At 41.6% G+C, this 19,601-nt stretch carries 19 protein-coding genes; 4 read left to right on the top strand and 15 right to left on the bottom strand.

What is annotated here, in order from left to right; genetic code table 11:
* Positions 1 to 3: 3 nt before the first annotated feature.
* The 4 genes from CSV69_RS09040 to nadC form a co-directional block, all read right to left on the bottom strand.
* Complete coding sequence (locus CSV69_RS09040) at positions 4 to 1,248, bottom strand: glutamate-5-semialdehyde dehydrogenase (RefSeq protein WP_099693263.1); 1,245 nt, start codon at positions 1,246 to 1,248, stop codon at positions 4 to 6.
* 19 nt (positions 1,249 to 1,267) lie between these two features.
* On the bottom strand, positions 1,268 to 2,359 hold the full coding sequence (gene proB, locus CSV69_RS09035) for a glutamate 5-kinase (RefSeq protein WP_099693234.1): 1,092 nt from the start codon (positions 2,357 to 2,359) through the stop codon (positions 1,268 to 1,270).
* 333 nt (positions 2,360 to 2,692) lie between these two features.
* On the bottom strand, positions 2,693 to 3,802 hold the full coding sequence (gene nadA / locus CSV69_RS09030) for a quinolinate synthase NadA (RefSeq protein WP_099693233.1): 1,110 nt from the start codon (positions 3,800 to 3,802) through the stop codon (positions 2,693 to 2,695).
* A gap of 5 nt (positions 3,803 to 3,807) precedes the next feature.
* The gene (gene nadC, locus CSV69_RS09025) at positions 3,808 to 4,656 is read right to left on the bottom strand and encodes a carboxylating nicotinate-nucleotide diphosphorylase (protein WP_099693232.1); all 849 of its coding nucleotides are present in this window, start codon (positions 4,654 to 4,656) and stop codon (positions 3,808 to 3,810) included.
* A 110-nt stretch (positions 4,657 to 4,766) separates the two neighbouring features.
* Between nadC and CSV69_RS09020 the strand changes: the two genes are divergently transcribed.
* On the top strand, positions 4,767 to 5,918 hold the full coding sequence (locus CSV69_RS09020) for an IscS subfamily cysteine desulfurase (protein WP_099693231.1): 1,152 nt from the start codon (positions 4,767 to 4,769) through the stop codon (positions 5,916 to 5,918).
* Between the two features lie 16 nt (positions 5,919 to 5,934).
* A complete protein-coding gene (locus CSV69_RS09015; RefSeq protein WP_099693230.1) occupies positions 5,935 to 6,474 on the top strand; it encodes a transcription repressor NadR in 540 nt (179 codons plus the stop codon).
* A gap of 13 nt (positions 6,475 to 6,487) precedes the next feature.
* On the opposite strand, the gene CSV69_RS09010 is transcribed toward CSV69_RS09015, so the two are convergent.
* Both CSV69_RS09010 and CSV69_RS09005 read right to left on the bottom strand, forming a co-directional pair.
* Positions 6,488 to 7,180: an LrgB family protein gene (locus tag CSV69_RS09010; protein WP_099625656.1), complete on the bottom strand. Its 693-nt coding sequence runs from the start codon at positions 7,178 to 7,180 to the stop codon at positions 6,488 to 6,490.
* Entirely contained in the window at positions 7,177 to 7,554 is a 378-nt protein-coding gene (locus CSV69_RS09005) for a CidA/LrgA family holin-like protein (protein WP_085428867.1), read from the bottom strand. Before CSV69_RS09005 ends, CSV69_RS09010 begins: the two co-directional genes overlap by 4 nt.
* 241 nt (positions 7,555 to 7,795) lie before the next feature.
* Here CSV69_RS09005 and CSV69_RS09000 point away from each other — a divergent pair, with 241 nt between their 5' ends.
* On the top strand, positions 7,796 to 8,008 hold the full coding sequence (locus CSV69_RS09000) for a cold-shock protein (RefSeq protein WP_085428866.1): 213 nt from the start codon (positions 7,796 to 7,798) through the stop codon (positions 8,006 to 8,008).
* 76 nt (positions 8,009 to 8,084) lie between these two features.
* On the opposite strand, the gene CSV69_RS08995 is transcribed toward CSV69_RS09000, so the two are convergent.
* Positions 8,085 to 8,282 (bottom strand): zinc-finger domain-containing protein, encoded by a 198-nt coding sequence (locus CSV69_RS08995; protein ID WP_029054626.1) that lies wholly within the window; start codon positions 8,280 to 8,282, stop codon positions 8,085 to 8,087.
* 109 nt (positions 8,283 to 8,391) lie between these two features.
* Here CSV69_RS08995 and CSV69_RS08990 point away from each other — a divergent pair, with 109 nt between their 5' ends.
* Positions 8,392 to 8,793, top strand: a complete 402-nt coding sequence (locus CSV69_RS08990; protein ID WP_099625655.1) for a ribonuclease HI family protein — start codon at positions 8,392 to 8,394, stop codon at positions 8,791 to 8,793.
* 628 nt (positions 8,794 to 9,421) lie between these two features.
* On the opposite strand, the gene CSV69_RS08980 is transcribed toward CSV69_RS08990, so the two are convergent.
* The 8 genes from CSV69_RS08980 to CSV69_RS08945 all read right to left on the bottom strand — a co-directional run bounded on the left by CSV69_RS08980 (position 9,422) and on the right by CSV69_RS08945 (position 19,542).
* Positions 9,422 to 10,759 (bottom strand): MATE family efflux transporter, encoded by a 1,338-nt coding sequence (locus CSV69_RS08980; RefSeq protein ID WP_099693228.1) that lies wholly within the window; start codon positions 10,757 to 10,759, stop codon positions 9,422 to 9,424.
* A gap of 1,240 nt (positions 10,760 to 11,999) precedes the next feature.
* Positions 12,000 to 12,788: a glutathione-dependent disulfide-bond oxidoreductase gene (gene yghU, locus CSV69_RS08970; RefSeq protein WP_099693226.1), complete on the bottom strand. Its 789-nt coding sequence runs from the start codon at positions 12,786 to 12,788 to the stop codon at positions 12,000 to 12,002.
* 144 nt (positions 12,789 to 12,932) lie between these two features.
* Positions 12,933 to 13,343 carry an ABC transporter permease gene (locus CSV69_RS08965; protein ID WP_099693225.1) on the bottom strand — a complete coding sequence of 137 codons (411 nt, stop codon included), beginning with the start codon at positions 13,341 to 13,343 and terminating at the stop codon, positions 12,933 to 12,935.
* Between the two features lie 162 nt (positions 13,344 to 13,505).
* Positions 13,506 to 14,000 (bottom strand): hypothetical protein, encoded by a 495-nt coding sequence (locus CSV69_RS08960; protein WP_085428857.1) that lies wholly within the window; start codon positions 13,998 to 14,000, stop codon positions 13,506 to 13,508.
* Positions 14,001 to 14,160: 160 nt separating this feature from the next.
* Complete coding sequence (locus tag CSV69_RS16800; protein WP_157130003.1) at positions 14,161 to 14,319, bottom strand: hypothetical protein; 159 nt, start codon at positions 14,317 to 14,319, stop codon at positions 14,161 to 14,163.
* Between the two features lie 193 nt (positions 14,320 to 14,512).
* On the bottom strand, positions 14,513 to 15,112 hold the full coding sequence (locus CSV69_RS08955; protein WP_099693224.1) for a metallophosphoesterase family protein: 600 nt from the start codon (positions 15,110 to 15,112) through the stop codon (positions 14,513 to 14,515).
* Between the two features lie 6 nt (positions 15,113 to 15,118).
* Positions 15,119 to 15,943 carry a sulfurtransferase gene (locus CSV69_RS08950; protein ID WP_099693223.1) on the bottom strand — a complete coding sequence of 275 codons (825 nt, stop codon included), beginning with the start codon at positions 15,941 to 15,943 and terminating at the stop codon, positions 15,119 to 15,121.
* Positions 15,940 to 19,542, bottom strand: coding sequence for a dynamin family protein (locus tag CSV69_RS08945; protein ID WP_099693222.1), 3,603 nt, complete (start codon positions 19,540 to 19,542; stop codon positions 15,940 to 15,942). Before CSV69_RS08945 ends, CSV69_RS08950 begins: the two co-directional genes overlap by 4 nt.
* Between the last annotated feature and the right edge of the window lie 59 nt (positions 19,543 to 19,601).

Genomic DNA, 19,601 nt, shown 5'->3' with positions numbered 1-19,601 from the left:
ATATTATCTAATTTGTCCGGTCCCTCGAATTACAAATTTGGAAGAAGTCAACGCTTCTAATCCCATCGGTCCTCTTGCATGAAGTTTTTGTGTACTGATACCGATTTCTGCACCATAACCGAACTCAAAACCATCCGTAAAGCGAGTGGAGGCATTCACATAAACAGCTGCCGCATCTACGCTATTCAAAAACAGCTCGGCATGTGCATCCGTTTGTGTAATAATGCACTCCGAATGCTTCGTGCTATATGTGGCAATATGATCAAGTGCTTGCTGTACATTTTCCACGCTCTTGACGCGAACTGTCAAGTCCAAGTATTCACTTGACCAATCATTTTGTTCAACCGCTTCGATAGTTGAGTCAAATGCCTGTAGCTGATCGTCACCTTGTATTTGAACATCTTGGTCCTGTAATGCTTTGATCAAACTCTTCCCATGTTGCGTCAACCAGTTGGAATCAATCAAAACCGTTTCGATCGCGTTACAAACCGAAGGACGTTGCGTCTTGGCATTAACGACTATATCGATGGCCATTTTCTCGTCAGCGGATTCATCAATAAATACATGGCAATTCCCGGCACCCGTTTCGATTACGGGTACTGTAGATTCTCGAATGACAGTCTGAATCAATTTGGCACCGCCACGAGGGATTAAAACATCTAAATAGTCATTGAGTGTGAACAATTCTTTCGCCGTTTCTCGGCTTGTGTCTTCAATTAGTTGAACAGAATCCACTGGCAATGAACTTTTTTCAAGCCCGCGTTGAATGACACGCCATAGTGCTAAATTGGAATGTTTAGCAGAAGAGCTTCCGCGCAAGACGACCGCGTTTCCTGTTTTCAATGCTAGGGATGCCGCATCAATCGTCACATTCGGACGCGCTTCATATATCATGGCGATGACACCGATTGGCACGCGCTTCTTGACAATATGTAAACCGTTTTCCTTCTGGATTTCTTCCAGTGTTTCCCCAATCGGATCTTTAAGATCAACTAATAGACGAACACCTTCCGCCATAGCTTCAATGCGCTCAGGCGTCAATAAAATACGGTCAAGAACCGCTGATTCAATTCCTTTTTCGCGGCCTTCTTCAATATCTTTTTTATTCTCAGCGAGTAATTGATCTTGTTCTTGCAATAGTTGATCGGCAATCAATTGCAATGCCTGATTTTTCTCTTCAGTCGTTGCCACGTTCAATACAACACTTGCTTCTTTTGCAGCTTTTCCTTTATTTCTAATCTCACTCATCATCTATTCTCCCCTTTGATTACACTTGTACCCAGCGGTCACGGTGAATGACTTCTAGCATAGGCTTGAATTCTTCCAGTTGATCTTTATTGGAAATCGTTTGTTTTAGTTGTTCAGACGAATACGTGACTTCCCCTTTACCGATTAAACCATTTAAACCGAACACTTCTACTACTTGGCCAGTCTCAAAGTCACCTTGCACTTTAAAGACACCTGCTGGTAATAAACTACGTCCATTATGCACAATTGCTTCTTCGGCGCCTTGATCGACGTATAGACGTCCAGTAGATTCGGAATGAAGGGCAATCCATTGGCGGTTTGTATTGATCGTGTTGGCAACGGGGCTAGAAATATATGTGCCGTCTCCATGACCTTTTAAAATATCCAGCAATTTTGATGGACCATGTCCTGTTCCGATGAAAAGCGGCACGCCTAATGTGTGAGCCGTTCTTGCAGCTAGTAGCTTCGAACGCATACCGCCCGTACCGACTTTCGAGCCTGTATCATCCGCCCCACCGAGCAATTCATCTGAAATTTCATCCAACTTAGTCAATCGTACAGCGTCTGGGTCTGTTCGCGGATTGCTTGTGTAGATCCCGTTGACATCGGTTAAAATAATCAATTGGTCCGCATGTAGGAAACCACTGACTAATGCGGATAGCATATCATTATCACCAAACGTCAATTCATCGATGGATACGGTATCATTTTCATTAATGATCGGCATAATACCGCGATCAAGCAATTCAGACATTGCCGCAAATGCGTTGCGGTATCGATCACGATCCGCAAAGTCATGGCGCGTCAATAAAATCTGTGCCGGTATAACTTTATGTGCGCTAAACCTTTCGATATAAGACTGAATTAATAAGCTCTGACCTACTGCCGCCGCAGCTTGTTTACCTTTAATCGTCTGTGGTCGGGAGGAATAGCCAAGACGCGCAAAACCTGCCGCCACCGCTCCTGACGAGACAACAATGACTTCATGCCCAATGTTTTTCAACATCGCCAACGCATCGACATGATCATTGAATTTCACCTGATCAATTTCTCCATGATCATTTGTTAACGAACTGCTACCGATTTTCACAACGATTCGTTGTCTTTTCATATGGATTCGCCTACCATTTCTACATATCATCTACTTTTATACAATAAAAAAGCCCAATCGTCCCGATATAATCAGGACGAAAGGACGTAACTTCCGCGGTGCCACCATCATTGGATTCATTTTAACGAATCCCGCTTTCCTTCTAACGCCAAGGTGCGCGCCTGTTTTTTCACAGGACTCAAAAGGCAGGTTCGACAAGGCATTGCGACGGAAACTTCCAGCCGATGGATTCCGCTCTCTAACACATGCTATTTATCTACTGGTCCTTCTTCAACGTTCCATATCATTTCCCCAATCATACAATATTCAGAGTAATTGTCAAGCACTGCTACGTTACTTTCGCTGTAGCATACGGTCTAGCGCATCTATCGCATCTGCAGATGTCGTTGCATCCACTTTGATGATGTTTTGCTCTTTCCCTTCCACAATACTTTCAAGACTCCATAATAAATGCGGTAGATCGATACGGTTCATTGTCAAACAAGGACACATTAACGGATTTAATGAAATGATATCTTGATCAGGGTGATTTTCTATCAACCGGTTGACTAAATTCATTTCCGTGCCGATCGCCCATTTCGTTCCAGGAGCGGCGGCTTGAATTTGATCAATGATATACTTTGTGGAACCGTCGTCATCGGACTTCATTACGACTTCATGTGAACACTCGGGATGAACGATAACTCGGCGCCCGGGATCACTTTCACGTAACTGACGAATATTTTCTACCGTGAAGTTTTCATGAACGGAACAATGTCCTTTCCATAAAATCACTTGACACTCTTCGTCTTCACCAGCGTATTCTAGTGTATCTGTAATGGGGTTCCAGACCGCCATATGGTCGAGTGGCACGCCAAGTCCGTATGCAGTGTTACGCCCTAGATGTTGATCAGGTAAAAATAGTATCCGCTTTTTCTGAGTGAAAGCCCATTGGACGATTTCTTTGGCGTTTGACGAAGTCACCGTCGCACCACCATGACGACCGACGAACGCTTTGATCGCTGCCGTCGAATTTACGTATGTCAATGGAAGAATCGTATCTCCAAAACGCCTTTGCAAGTCTGTCCATGCTCTTTCCGTCTGGTAAATGTCTGCCATGTCTGCCATTGAACAACCCGCACGCATATCGGGTAAATAGACGTGTTGATTTTCCGTCGTTAAAATATCTGCAGTTTCTGCCATGAAGTGTACCCCACAAAACACAATATGTTCTGCTTCCTCGTTCGCTGCGCAAATTTGTGCTAATTGTAAAGAATCTCCTGTCGCATCCGCAAATTGAATCACTTCATTTTTCTGGTAGTGGTGGCCAGGGATAAATAATTTAGTTCCTAACGTCTGCTTAATCGAGCGAATTTTTTCTTCCATTTCAGTCACTGTGTAGTGTTTATACCGTTCAGGCAACATAGCATTTGCTTGTTCTTTTACAAGATCCATCATCGACATATTCTTCAGTCCTCCTGTGGTGTAAGTTGTATAGTTGCGCTAATATCCGCTGCAATAACGGAATGCGTCAGCGCGCCAACCGATATGTAATCAATTCCTGTCTTGCCGTAAGAAGCAATCGTTTCTTCTGTAATCATGCCTGAAGCTTCGGTTACAATATGTGGAGGTACGAGTGGTAACCAGTCCGTAATTTCTTTCGGTGTGCGGTTATCAAACATAATAATATCCACATTGGCTTCAATAGCTTCTTGTAGCTGTGCTAGCGATTCTATTTCTACTTCTATTTTTACCGTATGACCTAACTGTGATCTAAGTAGTTGCACGGCTTGTGTAATAGAACCTGCATATGCCAAGTGATTATCTTTTAGCATCACTGCGTCGTATAAGCCGTTGCGATGATTAAATCCGCCACCGGTTCGAACTGCATATTTATCTAGCATACGAAGTCCAGGGGCGGTTTTTCGCGTATCACAAACTCTCGTGTTTGTTCCGGACAATAATGCAGTTAGATCCGCAGTTTTCGTTGCAATCGCACTCATTCGCTGAATGCAGTTTAGTACTACGCGCTCCGCCGTCAATAGACTTCTAACCGGTCCTCTAACACGAGCAAGTATTTGCTTCTCTTCCATTCTTTCACCGTCTTGTAGGAGACACGTCACTTCAATAGTAGGATTCATAAGTTGAAAACCTGTTTTCATGATATCGGAACCGCAAAATATGCCTGGCGTTTTGGCGATAATTTGCATTTCACCCATTACATCAGCTGGAAATAATGTATTTGCGGATAGATCCCCATCCCCTACGTCCTCTATGAAAAACTGCTCTAACATGGATCTCAATTTGATTGTATTCATCTGTTTTTCTTACCACCTTTATTTATTCTTGGGTGTCTTTACATCTATCTTTACATACACGCGGATATATGACAAGATGAATATATTATTTATTGCAGGAGGTCTTTTCTATGCATTACTTTGATTACGCTGCAACTACCCCTCTTCGTGAGGAAGCCGCTTCGGTATTCGTGTCTGTCTCACAGCAACATTTCGGCAACACGACGAGTCTCCATGACGCAGGAGGTGCTGCGCAAAACCTATTGGCATACAGCAGAAACAATTTATCGAAAATGCTCGGTGTCCGTCCAGATGGATTGTATTTCACTTCAGGTGGAACAGAAAGTAACGCTCTCGCTTTATTATCGCTAGCGCAGTCTGCCAAGAAAAAAGGTCAACATATCATTCTTTCAGCGGCAGAACATCCTTCCCTTCATTCAGCAGCAGCCTATCTTGAAGGACAGGGCTTTCGAATTTCACTCATACCTTTCACAGCCAATGGCATAGTCGATCTACATGCACTTGAAGAAGCGATTACTGAAGACACGACTGTAGTATCCATTCAGCATTGCAACCCGGAAATCGGCACTATTCAACCGATTCATGCGATATCTGACCTAGTGAAACCTAAAGGAATTTATTTACATAGCGACTGTGTTCAATCTTTTGGCAAGCTATCCATACGCGACATCAGTCCATTCGTAGATAGCTTGTCGATTTCTAGCCATAAAGTGTACGGACCAAAAGGTGTAGGTGCCGTGTATATTGATCCACGCATTCGCGTCGTTCCTCTATTTCCAGGCGCTACACAAGAGAAGGGTTTTCGGGGAGGAACAGTGAATGTGCCAGGCATCGCTTCATTCGTAACAGCAGCCGAACTGGCAGATCCGGGTGAAGTAGATTACGTGGAATTGCGCTCTGTTTTTCTTAATATATTGAATGAACATAAAGAACTATTTACTATTTACGGTAGCCAGCAACAATCGGAACAGCTTCCACAAATCGTCGGACTATGCGTCAAACACTCGGAAGGACAGCTCATTATGTTAGAATTAAATAGAAGAGGATTTGCAGTGTCGACAGGTAGCGCATGCCAAGTAGGTCAACAACAATCTTCCACGACGATGAGTGCGATGAAGATACCTGCACATTTGGCGAAAGGGCTCGTTCGAGTTTCATTTGGAAAGACATCGACTAGTGAAAATGTTACGGAGCTAGCAAACGTATTGCTTGAGGTCGCCGTTTCAACTCAAACTAAAGGCATTCTCTTAGATATTATATAGATAGCAGGTGAGAACTTTGCGACATAAATCAAAAGTGTTAGGTGAACAGCGTCGTGATTTAATACTACGGACGCTACAAGAAGCAAATCATCCTGTAACAGGTGGAGAGCTCGGAGATTTGACGAATGTCAGCAGACAAGTCATCGTCAGTGATATTAATCTTTTAAAAGCAAAAAACGAACCTATTATGGCAACGAATCAAGGGTATTTATACACTCGGGCAAACGAAAGGGTGCGTGCTATTGAAAAAATCATTGTCTGCAAACACGCTCCTGAACAAACCGCAGAGGAGCTAAACATTTTAGTCGATCATGGCGTGACGGTGAAAGACGTCCGTGTAGAACACCCTGTGTACGGCGATGTACGTGCATCGATCATGGTGTCCAACAGGCAAGAAGTAAAAACGTTTATAGAACAGATCGAGCAAGCACAAGCCCCTTATTTATTAAATTTAGACGATAGTGGGATTCACTTGCATGCTATTTCTGCTCCTAAACAAGAACAATTACATGATGCAGAAGAAGCATTAAAAAAAGCGGGATTCCTAGTTGAATAGGAATCTCGCTTTTCTATGGAAATAACCAAATACCGAATAACGGACCAGCTAGCGCACCGATAATCGCAGATAGTGTCATCGCTACCGAACTCATAGAAGCTGTTTGTTCTCCGTATTCGAGCGCTTTAGAAGTTCCGATCGCATGCGCCCCCACTCCAAGACCAATGCCCTGGCCAATCGCTGTATCAATCTTGAACCAGCGATTGATCCATGGACCCATGAGGATTCCAGCGAGTCCGGCGATAATGACCAATACCGTCGCTAGCGAAGGAATGCCACCAAGCTCTTCTGCTATTTGCATGGCAATGGGAGAAGTAATGGACTTCGGTAAGATGCTCGCTAACAGATCATTCGAAAATCCAACAAGTCGCGCTGCTAAGACACCAGTCAACATCCCGACAATTCCTCCCACGACAACGCCACCGAAGATCGGCAACAGGTTTTTCTTAATGATATCCCGTTGCTTATAAAGAGGAATACAAAGTGAGACAATGGCGGGACCTAGCAATGCATCGATCCACTTCCCCCCTACCATATACGTTTCGTAGGAAACATTGAATAACGATAACACGACGATAACTGCAATAGTCGTTGTTAGAATAGGTACTAGAAATGGCGAACGCAGCCTAACGTATACAGCGTTCATCAAAAAGTACAGCATAACTGTCAACATTATCATCGTGAAGGCAAGTGCTAGTGTATTCATGAAAGAGTCCCCTCCTCTTTCACTTGACGCTTGGCCATAGATTGGCTAACTAAACTAGCGACGACCATCGTGATGAATGTACTGCCGATTGTGATAACGATCAGTAAGCTACCTTTGCCGGCGAACACATGGCCATAATCCATGACACCAACCGTAGCCGGAATCAGATAAAGCGGCAAAGTCGATAGAAATACATACGCCCCTTTTTCTACCCAGCGAAGCGGGACGACTTTGATCGATAACAACGCCCACAACAACAGCAAACCAATAATGCTTCCTGGCAAAGGAATAGATAGTTTCGCACGTAAAAACTCTCCTGCTAGAAATAGTATGTATAAAAATCCTACTTGCAAAAGTGCGATGACAATTTTCACTTCAACACTTCCTTACATAATTCTTATAAATAAAATGAATACTTCCTCATTATAGGGAATAGTCAGATAAAAACCAATACTTTCCTCATTATTAGTAAATAGTAATCTGAATATTCTACTTACCGTTGACACTGTTGTCCTACTCATGTATAGTGTAAGAAGCCGTATTGGGTAAGTTTGCAGTAATAGACTTACACGTTACGTGTGGAGATGGATTTCTAATTGCCGAGGAGGAATTATTATGCACCAAGGTAAAGTGAAGTGGTTCAGCAGTGACAAAGGATATGGATTTATCGAAGCAGACGATGGTGAAGATATATTTGTACATTTCACAGGAATTGCAACCGATGGATTTAAGACACTGACTGAAGGTCAAACAGTTTCTTTTGAAGTAATTGAAGGAAATCGTGGTCCACAGGCGGCTAACGTATCGACTCTTGAGGATGAAGTGTAACCTCATCTCGGCGCAAACAGCTGAATTTATAACATAAACAAAGCATCCACGCAGTTGCGGGATGCTTTTTCATTATTTATTTGGAGGCCGTACTGATCTTGTTGATTTCTCTTCCAAGGAATTGCAGTTGGTCTCCTACGGTACAGTCGGAAATACAAAATTGGTGAGCGCCTGTTTTACCGCGTTCGTTTGTTAGTTGTTTTTTGACGTAACAACCTTCACAATATATATCGAGCAATTGATTAATTTCTTTCATGACAACTACTTTATCCATTAGAAAAGAACTCCCACCTTTCTTCCTTCTATTTTAAGTTGACTGACGGGATGTTGCAAGTGTTTCTACGTTTTTTACAATTCATTACCAGATCGGAGCGATAAATTTCATGTTGGAAGTGTACATAGATGGTGCTAGCGCAGGGAATCCTGGGTTGAGCGGAATTGGTGTGTATATAAAAGGAGAAGGACAGGATGTGCGGATTAGTGAGCCGATTGAGCCAACGAATAATCATCACGCGGAATTTCAAGCGCTTGTAAGAGGTCTTGAGGAGGCGTCTAAGCTGACAACAGGTATGGTGTCGGTGAGGTCTGATTCGACGGTAGTCGTGCAGTCGATGGAGAAGGAGTTTGTGAAGAACGAGCAGTATGCACCTTATCTGAAACAGGCGTTGCGACTGGCGGCGACGTTTGACTTTTTCTTTATAAAGTGGATTGCCGACAGCACAAACAAGACGGCAGATACACTTGCCCGGCAGGCGATTTTGATGCAGAAGAAGCAAAAGGAATAGCCTGAGCGAACTGTTTTATTGTCTATTATAACCGTCACTAAAAGAGTGTACTGCTACTGTTCTATTTTTATTCGGAAAAGGTCGTGCTTCATGACGATCTTTTTTGCACGAGGTTAAGTGGTTGTGACTTGTCGCTATAGCCAGACGTGTATCTTACAGGCGGAGAACCCCGTCCCTCGTTCCCATCAACTAAGTGAGTGCGTTATGGTGTATGCCAAAATAAATACATCACTACGAAGAACAATAAGTAGATGACTATAATTATTGGGAAAGCGTAAAGTGATACTCTCCCGAATTTGTCTTTTCTGCTAAACAAGGATAAAACGAATGAGAATACAAGAAGGATAAAACCAAGTGGCATTGTAATGAATAATCTACCCGAAAAAATAAACAGGCAAAGAAAAGTCAGTCCTATAAGTAGACTAATAAAAGACATCATGCCTACTCTCTGTGTACTTTGCAAGTGTATGACCTCCTAATTCTCGACAAGAGGATAGCCCGTTACATGTTTTTTATTCCACATATCCATCTTATTACACGCGATATTCTATTGCCGAGGATTTGATTAGCTTCAATAAACGGTCTTCGTGCTTTTCTTATCCATAACATCGCACTTTGGTCGATTGATTCATTCCCCGAAAGCTTCGATTTCTCGCCATTTTCCATATCGGTAATACATAAACGCAGCGATACTACTAATAACAAAACTGATGCCCATCCCGAGTGCAATTCCTTTCTCACCCATGATGCCTGACAATATATACGTAATTGGGAAACGAAGAATCCAAAAAGAAATGATGTTTAGCACAAGCACTTGGAACATGGCTCCCGCTGCACGGACAGCCCCATTTAAAACAAAATTAATGCCTAGGAACGGATAAAATAATGCAATTGCCGTTAAATAGTTTATACCAAAATCAGCAGCTTCCGGTTCTGTTATGAATAGCTTTATCCCATAATCCGCAAATAGGATGATCAGAATGGCGATCGCAAACATGACTATCAAATTATATACAAACCCGTACAACGTAATTTTATGAACTCGGTCCCATCTGCCTGCCCCGATATTTTGACCCGCCATACTATTGACCGCAGTTCCGAGTGCTTGGGCTGGCAGCATAATCAAACTATCCAATCGTTGTGCCGCCCCGTATCCCGCGACAACTGCTGGACCGAATGATGCGACTACACTCATGATTGCCATCACACCTGCCGAAATGACACTCATTTGTAAACCCGCAGGAATTCCTAATTTTAATATATCGAGTACTTCTCGGCGCGCTGGAATATGTGGTTTTGAGAATGGAACCAGGCTTTTACGCACTGAATAAATAGCACCAGCGGCAAATGCGATTCCCTGTGATAATATCGTTGCATAAGCAGCGCCTTGAACTCCCCATCCAAAGACGTAAATAAATAAAGGATCCAGTACTGTGTTCAAAATAACTGCGGCTAGCACAAAATAAAGTGGCGTCTTCGAGTCGCCTACCGACCTGAATACGGTACCAATAAAATTATAGCCGAATAAGAAAAGGATGCCGATGAAATTAATTCGCAAATACGAAACACCCATCGCCAACATCTCGTCGGGAGTTCCAAGTAAGCGCAAGAGTGGTTCCGCAAATATAAGTCCTGCAATACCGAGCACGATCGACATACCGGAAAGCAGAACGACAAATGCATTTAAATAACGCCGAAGTCCTGACTCGCTACCTCTGCCTTTTTGCTGGGATAAAATCGTTAGTGCAGCGTTGTTCAAGCCGATGACGAATGACAAAACCGTAAAGACGACCGTCCCGGAAATAGCCACAGCACCAAGTGCATCCGCACCAATTAAATTCCCAACCCACAAACTATCGATAAATTGATAGGATGCTTGTAGTAAATTTGTTATCATAATGGGTCCTGAAAAAAGCATGAGTTGTTTGATTATATTTCCTTCTGTAAAATCCTGCTGCCTTGCCATCCTTTTCCTCCCTGTATTTAATAAGAACTTACTATTTTATCTCATTTTAGCTTTAGCACTCGTTAACAGGATAGCGGTTACAACCCGTTGATCTGCGCTGCAACCGGACGCTTCTGGAGGGCGGGCGGTGAACCACACCCCTCGCTTCGCTCGCTGGGTGTTTCACCTGTCAAAGCAAAGATGTGCTCCTTCTCGCTACGCTTCACTCGCAAAAGCCGTTCTTCGTTACGGCTCTCGCTGATCCTCCCAGAGTCGCCGGTTTCCGCTCCGATCAACTACGTATTTGCAAAAAACTTGTTACACAATCGCGTCCGTTAGATGAAATTCGACCTTCAGGATAACCATCTAAATAAACTAATAATTAACCTTGGAAGGTAGAGTAGAACATTGAGCATTATCTCCACAGCCGTGTCAAAAAGGATACTATTCCCTTTACTTTTTTTACGCTTGCCCATTTGTTTCTCTCCCCCATAAAAATGGCCCTATTGTTGAATGGACACTTTTTACTTAATACACTCCGTTGCTTGAAGTGCAGGCGCCGACTTCGAGAGGATCAGCGTGAGCCTTGAGACCCTGGACGGAGCGCAGCGAAGGAAGCGGCTCAAGCCACGCCCTCCGGAAAGCCTGCGCCGGAACGGAAAGCAACAGTTTATGCAGAAATTGGCCCGATTGAAGAACGGATCTTATTAGTGAATTGCCCCTGATTGATTATTAGCTAACTTTATATCACTATTATAAAGACAGAAACGGCAAGAATAAAAATGGTGATTACAATTTGCAATGTGAAATACTTTTTTTGTTTATAAATAAACATTTCAATAACCTTAACGAGATTAGATAACCCCAAAAAGAAAAGCATAAAAAAAAGTAAAAATATTATTTTGTTAGGTAAGACACTGGAATTCAATAATCCTGATATAGAAATATATATAACCCTAACCGCGAAATAAATTGTAGCTACAGTTAAAAATGCTTTAACAACAAAAAACAACTTACTTTTATTATACTCCTCTTGAATCTTGGTTAATATCCCCAATTCCACCCCACCTTTTGATCAATCTTTTGTATCACAAAATCTGGCCCTATTACTGAATAGGGTGCAAAACTCTTATACAAGAATCGCACCCATTTTGTTGAATAAACCGCTTATCCTATTTACGATATCGTTCTCTTTGACATGTCCATATAAGGTTTCAATTTTATTTTAAAGAAGAAAAACATCAATACATGTTTTTTGAAACTACTCCCCAAGCGACTGATACTCTGCTGCAAGGCCTCTTTGAACGCCTGGTCGTTTCGCAATGCGATGAGACCATTCCAATAGATGAGTATATTCATCCATGTTTAAAAATTCATAAGAGCCTTCATACAACTTTCCTAAAGCTAAACGTCCGTACCAAGACCAGATCGCAATATCTGCAATGGTATAAGTGTCGCCAGCAATATAAGAACGCTGAGCTAATACTTTATCTAGTAAGTCTAATTGACGTTTCGTTTCCATAGTAAAACGATCAATTGGGTATTTCATTGGCTCTGGCGCATAAGCGAAAAAGTGACCAAATCCTCCACCAACATAAGGACCCGCTCCAATTTGCCAGAATAGCCAATTAAGGGTTTCTGTCCGTCCATGAATATCTGTCGGGATCAGTTTATTGAATTTCTCAGCCAAGTAAAGCAAAATCGATCCTGATTCAAAAATTTCCAAACGCGGACTTTGACTTTGATCGACTAAGGCTGGGATCTTAGAATTAGGATTGACCTTGACGAAATCCGAACCAAATTGTTCCTCGGCTCCAATATTGATTTCATACAAATCATAATCTGCACCATCGACATCCAACTCTTTTAATTCTTCCAGCATAATCGTCACTTTAATTCCGTTCGGTGTTCCGAGTGAATAGAGTTGGAACGGTGCCTCTCCGACCGGTAGTTTTTGTTCAAAACGTTCACCAGCTGTCGGGCGGTTCCCCCATCTATTTGAATTCTCTTCTTCCCACTTCCACACGTTTGATAATTCATATTTTGTCATCTGAACACTCCTCCTACTATTTATTTAGTAATTCCATCATACTAACAGTACAAAATTATTCCTAATATTTAGTTTATCAGCTTATCGTTATGAATCTTAAACTTTGCTTAGAAATAGGTAACTAAGTAAACTTCTTCAAGAATCTTAATGAAAAGCTGACTGTTTTCTAGCTATAGAATGGCTAATGATATAAAACATTGTCAGGATGATCGCACTAATACTTGGATACCCTATATAAACTGCCAGACTCGTATGTTCAACTAAAGTAACTTCTCCCCATTCAAGCCATAAACGCCAACCCATTCCAACACTGATTAAAATTATACAAATCGTAAAAACAAACCATTTTCTATCTTTAAATAAACCTACGAATATGTTTGCTATAATGAAATACATTACTAATGTCAAAACCATAAAAAACAAACTAAACCCTCTCTGACCTGGAATTACAAACGTAAACGATATTCCCGATAGGAAGAGAAGGTTTAAAGCTGCAAATATCAGGAATGTATTTCTTGATTTTCTTACTTGGGTATAAAACTGTTCTCCTAACAAGGGCTTACCTCCAGTCTTTGTCTAACAAAATTGCCCGATTTTGCAATACTAAGCGCAGATCTTCATTCAAAAAAGGCACGCTTTAGTTATACATAAACACTCACAAAATCATTGATCCGATTGATGTGCCATACTAATCCACTGATGCATTTGAATATATAATTAAGTTGATTTTAATTGTCTGTTTTTAGCAGCAAACAAAAATCCTATTGTAAAAACTAACAACATAATTAAATAGGAAATCATTATAACTGCATTGCCATCAATCGAATTAGTGAAAAATCCTATAATTTTAGCACTAACACCTACAAAGCCAAGAGCATAATCCTGCGATAGTCCAGCAATGAAAAGATTCCTTTTTTCATCCTCCAGTAAAATAAACTGCCAGATATATAAAAGCAATGAGATCATCCATAAACTATTTCCTAATAAAAAGCTTTTCATTTCGGATGTCTCGCTATTCCCAAATTGTATTCCTACATAAAACCAAAAAAATATAGCAACGAATCCCCAAATATATATAATTGAAGTTGTAATGTATAAAAAAATATATGAATCCGTATCAGCTCCAATAGTTAATAAAAGGTTGCTTATTAAACTCACTACAAGAGGAAAGATTAATAACAAAATCAACTTGTACTTCTTGCTCTTTCTCACTTTATCCCCCCCATTATCTAGTAGATGAACGTACTATATTCACAAAATGGCCTTATTTTAGCACCAGTACGATTACTCAAGATACAATCGCCCCTTCTCTTATCGGTGACCGAAAAACTTGATAGTTACAGTAGAATTTGTTCATCGTGTCTTCCATGGATTAAACTTGAGATAAATGCAACCAACTTCCAGTATGGATATTTTCATATTTAATCTCTTTGTCAATTATCATTTCAAAATAGTTCGTTTCAGTATTCAATTCAAAAGCTGGGCACTGATCAAATCTAACATCGCCAATAAAAATCGCTCTTACTTTCATTGGATTTTCCTCCTCACAGTATAAATTATAAAATAATACGCTTACTGCACATCAATACCTCTTTGCACTTCAATTCGATTATACCAAAGATATCCAAGTATATTTTAAAAATAAAAAAGCACCGCAAAATGCGATGCTTCACTTACTAGTTCACTATTCACTTCACAACTAAACGGGTTAGACATAAACCCATTTAGCGTTGTGACACTTTCATAAATCTAACGGTTTGTTCTTCGGAATCATACAACACCCATTCTCTAGAGCCCACTACAGCACCTACGTTAACAACCGTTCGTGAACCCCTCACTGACATCTCTTCGTTCCAGTTCATCGCTATGTGTTTTCCATCGCTTGTAATGCCTGACCGATGGGTATGTCCGTGAAACACTACGCGTGATTCTGGAAGATGCTCAGCAAGCCACGCTGCCGCTTCGTTATGCGACCATTGGTGGCCATGGATAATGATTGCCTCATCTATCTTCAAAGTCTCCGGTAAGTCGTTCAAGAAGTCCCGTATAGGTTCTGTTTGCTTAGTCAGCAGCAGAATGCGTTGTTCTTGATTGCCGTAAATGGACGAAAAAGTGAATAGCTCATCGATGCCATCCGGATGTTTGATCACTTCTTCGACAGTAGGATAAATTTGGCCATGAAGGTCTTTTTTGCTGACCGTGCATTCGTATAAATCACCCGTCCCAATAAGAGTCGCTTCAGGTGCTTCATTAGCAATTTGCGCCAGTACGGCTTGCAAATCTTCTTTTGATGAATGAATATCTCCGAGCAATGCGAATTGCATCGTGTTTCAACCCCTTATTGCGGTTTCGATCGGTGCGTCGTCTTTTGAAATCCAGTCGCTGAAACTACCTACATATAGTTTTACATTTGGATAGTCCAGTTCTTTAAGTGCTGCGAATAAAGGGGAAGCCGTTACACCACTGCCACAGTAGACGATGACATCATCTTCAGGTGTCACAACTTGTTGTAATTGTTCTTTCGCTTGCTGCACATCATACTGTCCATCTTGCTTTAATTGTTCCCAATCAAAGTTTCGAGCTGTCGGTATATGGCCAGCTTTATGGTAGAGCGGTTCTTTTTCTCCGCGATAGCGAACTTCAGAACGTGCGTCGACAAGTTGTGACGCTTGATTGCCCGCCACCACTTCTTCGACTTCACTTCTACTTGCATATAGGTGATCTTGCCACTGCGGTTCCACTGTTGAGCGTGCAGGCGTAACAAAGTCACTTGTTACGTCTACGATTTCGCGTAATTCAGCATATCCTTCTGTTACGACGTGCACATTCGTGAAACCTCCATATTGCAACATCCACCAAGCACGTGTTGCAAAAGGATTCCCACCATCGTCGTAAATCAAAATTGCATCTGTACGTTCCAGTCCACTTTTACGGAATAGCTCAGTCAACTGTTCAGTAGAAGGCAACGGATGACGTCCACCTTCTACTGATGTGCCCGATAGATCTTCCGCTAAATCCCAATGAACGGCGCCTTTTACGTGTTCTTTTTGATAATCAAGTTTGCCACGTTCTTCATCTTGCAATGAAAAGCGCGCATCGATCCATTTCGCATGACTTGTCTCTATATCGTGAATAGATACGAATACTTGTGTCATTGAACCAGCTCCTCTTGACGGATTTTTTCATACGTTTTCTGCCATTGCTCTAGCTGCTCCGAACCATCAAGCAATGTACGCTCCGATTCGATTTGTACTAAACTTTCTTGCAATAAATGAACGCGTAATGCTTCTGCTTCATCGTCAATCCATAAGTCTGCCCACTTCTCAATGCGTTCTTTTTGATCACCAAGATAGCTCGACGCATCTTTTTTCAATATTTCTTCCAGCTTCGCTTTCAAGATATCACGATCACCGCGCTCAAAGAACGACTTTTGATTTTTAAATGATTTATTAACTGCACTATATTTCATAGGATCTTCATACGGTGTCTCAAATGACAGCATGTCTTTGTCATTTGGCTCATATGGTGAAGGCACGATCGATTGATCCATTTCGGACAATGAACGGACTTCCATACGTTGACGTTCTAGCAATTGTTTCTTCATGTACTGGAGAATACGCAAATTCGTTACTTTTAATTCCTGTGTTAAGTCAAAGCCTACCATATTGACTGTTTCCGCCAACGCGATTTTTAATGCTTTATCTGATGAGTTCTTCGCGAACGTGGACGGACTATAGCCTTCTTTAAAGAAATCGCCGAAACGCAAGAAGACACGTTGTAAAATATAGTAGACAAGTTCACTCAATTCATCTTGAGTGGATTTCACTAAAATCTCACTTGCGCTCTTTTCGAAGCGCTCTTTAATTGCCTTTTCAGCAGTCGCGAGTTCCTCTAGTCTTTCCGCTTTACGTGAACGGTTTTGAATCGTTCTGTCAATTAACGAAGCTAGACGATCAATTGTTTTCGTCGTTTCTTCTTCTAGAGCCTGGACAACTTGCGCGCGTAAATCATGCTCAAGGAATGAATAAAATTTCTCTTCGAAATCGACCATTAATGGATTCGGTTGTTGTGTTAACTTGCCTTCCAATGCTTCAAGGCTTGAAATACCGTGCACTCGTGGATTACGGATTCCAAATTTCTGCAATTCATTCGCAACGAAACCTTTTACTTCTTCGCCTTCTTCTTCATTCGAAGCAAGGTCGATGGCGTTGACGATAAAGAACATTTTATCAAGTTCGAACGCATCTTTTACACGGCCCAACTGAATAAGGAATTCACGGTCGGCACGTGCGAATGCGTGGTTATAGTACGTTACGAAAAGAATCGCATCGGCATTACGAATATATTCGAATGCTACGTCGGTGTGACGCGCGTTGATCGAATCCGCTCCCGGTGTATCTACTAACGTAATACCGTGACGAGTTAACGGACAGTCATAGAAGAAGTCGATCGAATCGACGAAACAACTACGTTCTTCTTGCGCAACAAATTTCGTGAATTCTTCACGCTCTACTGTCAACGTCGTACCAAGAGCAGGCGTATAGAGTGGATACCCTCTCTGGAATGCGCTGATGAACGACTTATGGATATGCAAATTCTCGTCTTCAAGTGGTTGCTTCATCGCAGCATCCGTTTTATTGAAGGCATCTTCAAGTGACGAAATATCGATACCGAGCGCACCGAATGACAATGCTACGTCTTCTGTCATCGTTGCTACATCTTTCAAGTGGATATCTGCCGTATTATGCAAGTGCGTTTCACTCACTGGGCGGATTCGGTTGATCGCAGCGGTTGTCGGGTTCGGTGAAACGGGTAACACTTTCTCACCAATCAACGCGTTAGAAAATGAAGATTTCCCTGCACTGAATGCACCAAACAATGCGACTGTGAATTCTTGCCCTTTTAAGCGATCTGCTTTCGTCATCAAATACGCTGCCGTTTCTGCAAACCCAGGAATCGCTTCAACTGAATTAGCGATGTGCTGTGCATGAATGATAGCTTTTTCCGAATCGACCACTTGACGTTGTTCTTCGACTACTTCTTCTACTTCTTCTACTTCTTCAGCAGTCGTTTCTTGCACTTCTTCTTTCGCTACATATTCGATCGTTTCAATCTTTTTAGGTTGTTCCCACTTAGCAATGAGTTGATCACGGCCCATACGCGTCGGCGCTGATGGATTGGCGATTTCTTTATCGACCCACTTCATACGTTCTAGCCATTTATTCATTTCTTTCAGTGCATCTACCTTTTCCTGTAACATCGCAATCGTTTCAACAAGTGGTCCTGATTGCTCGCCACCGGATTCTTTCGCGATCACGGACATCTCTTGTTTCCACTTGTCCGTTTTACGTTTATATACTAAATGAATGGCACGTTTCATTTGCTCTGCGTAATTCAAAATAGTTTCGCCTGTAATCACTTCTTGAACATGTAGTTGTTCATCGACTTCGTCAAACGGCAGTGTCAGATCTATATTATCAATCGCAAGTGAACGCTCATCGGTTAAAATTCCTGCTTGTTTCAATGAACTCTTCATCAAAGACTTCATATAAATTTCGATTTGTGTGTGAGCTAAACCTGAAATATTATCCTCTAGCTTTTGACGACGTCTTTCGCGCTCTTCTGCGGTCTTTTTCGCGCCAAATAGTAAGCCGACTTTGAACTTTGGTGACTTTGCTTCCAAATGATCTTTCAATAATTCTCTTGTTTCAAATGGTGCTAGTCCCGCGTTCGATAATAATTCATTGCGTTCTTTCTCGAAATTCACATAGAATTCGTCGCCTGAGACTAGTTCTAAACGTTTTTTCGCATCCTTTAGATCTTGATTTAGCTCTTCAAACTGATCCCACTCGGATTCGCTTAAGATTTCCGAATGGTTCTCTTTCAAATCATCTACTTGTTGCTGAAGATATGTCATATGCTCATCTTTTAATTTCAATAAAGATTGTTCGATATTCTGTTCGAAATTTTCTTCGCGGTGTTCAATCGAACCATCAACGATCGCTTTGACTTTTTCAAAATCATTATGTGGATGATCCAGTTGCTTCAATGATGTGTAGAAAATTCCTTTTGGCTCTACACCCCATAGCTTGAATGAATCTTCCACCGACTTTTTGAACTCGTCGAATGATAATTCACTGTCACGGTGCTTATCGATCTGATTGATAATTAAGTACACATTACTGTTATAACGCATTAATTCTTTTGTGAAACGGAAATTCATTTCAGATTGTACATGGTTATAGTCCATCGTATAAAATACAAGATCTGCCAAGTGCAATGAAGACTCCGTAGATAGTCTATGGGCATCATCTGTTGAGTCAACACCCGGTGTATCCATTACCGTAATGCCTTCAGGTAAATTGGATTCGGTATGGCCGATTTCAACTAATGAAACTTCAGCTCCATCTTTACTGTAGGCTTTTACGCCTTCAGAGAAACCATGGCCGCTGAATTTAATGGCACTCCCGTCTACTCGGTGGATAATGGCATAATCCTCATCCGCCTTATGTACCTTTACAATGTTCGCACTTGTCGGAATCGGGCTTGATGGTAAAAGATCATCACCTGTCAATGCGTTGATTGTCGAAGATTTTCCTGCCGAAAAGTGTCCGGCAAAAGCAATCGTATATTCTTTGTCGATTATTTTATTAGCAAGTAACGTCGTTTTTGCTTTACGTTCATCGTCTTCATTATTTGAGAAAATTTGTCCATATGTAGCAGTTTGCTGTAAAAATTCATGGTTTGTAGACATAATCGTCGTCCTTTCAATTTAAACTCATCTCATCATACCATTAATGCGTGAAAAAATAG

Origin of the sequence: Sporosarcina sp. P26b (genome assembly GCF_002743245.1) — a bacterium.
Classification (GTDB): Bacteria; Bacillota; Bacilli; order Bacillales_A; family Planococcaceae; genus Sporosarcina; species Sporosarcina ureae_C.
Note: the sequence above shows the minus strand (reverse complement) of the source record. Positions and strands in the feature narration are given on the sequence as shown.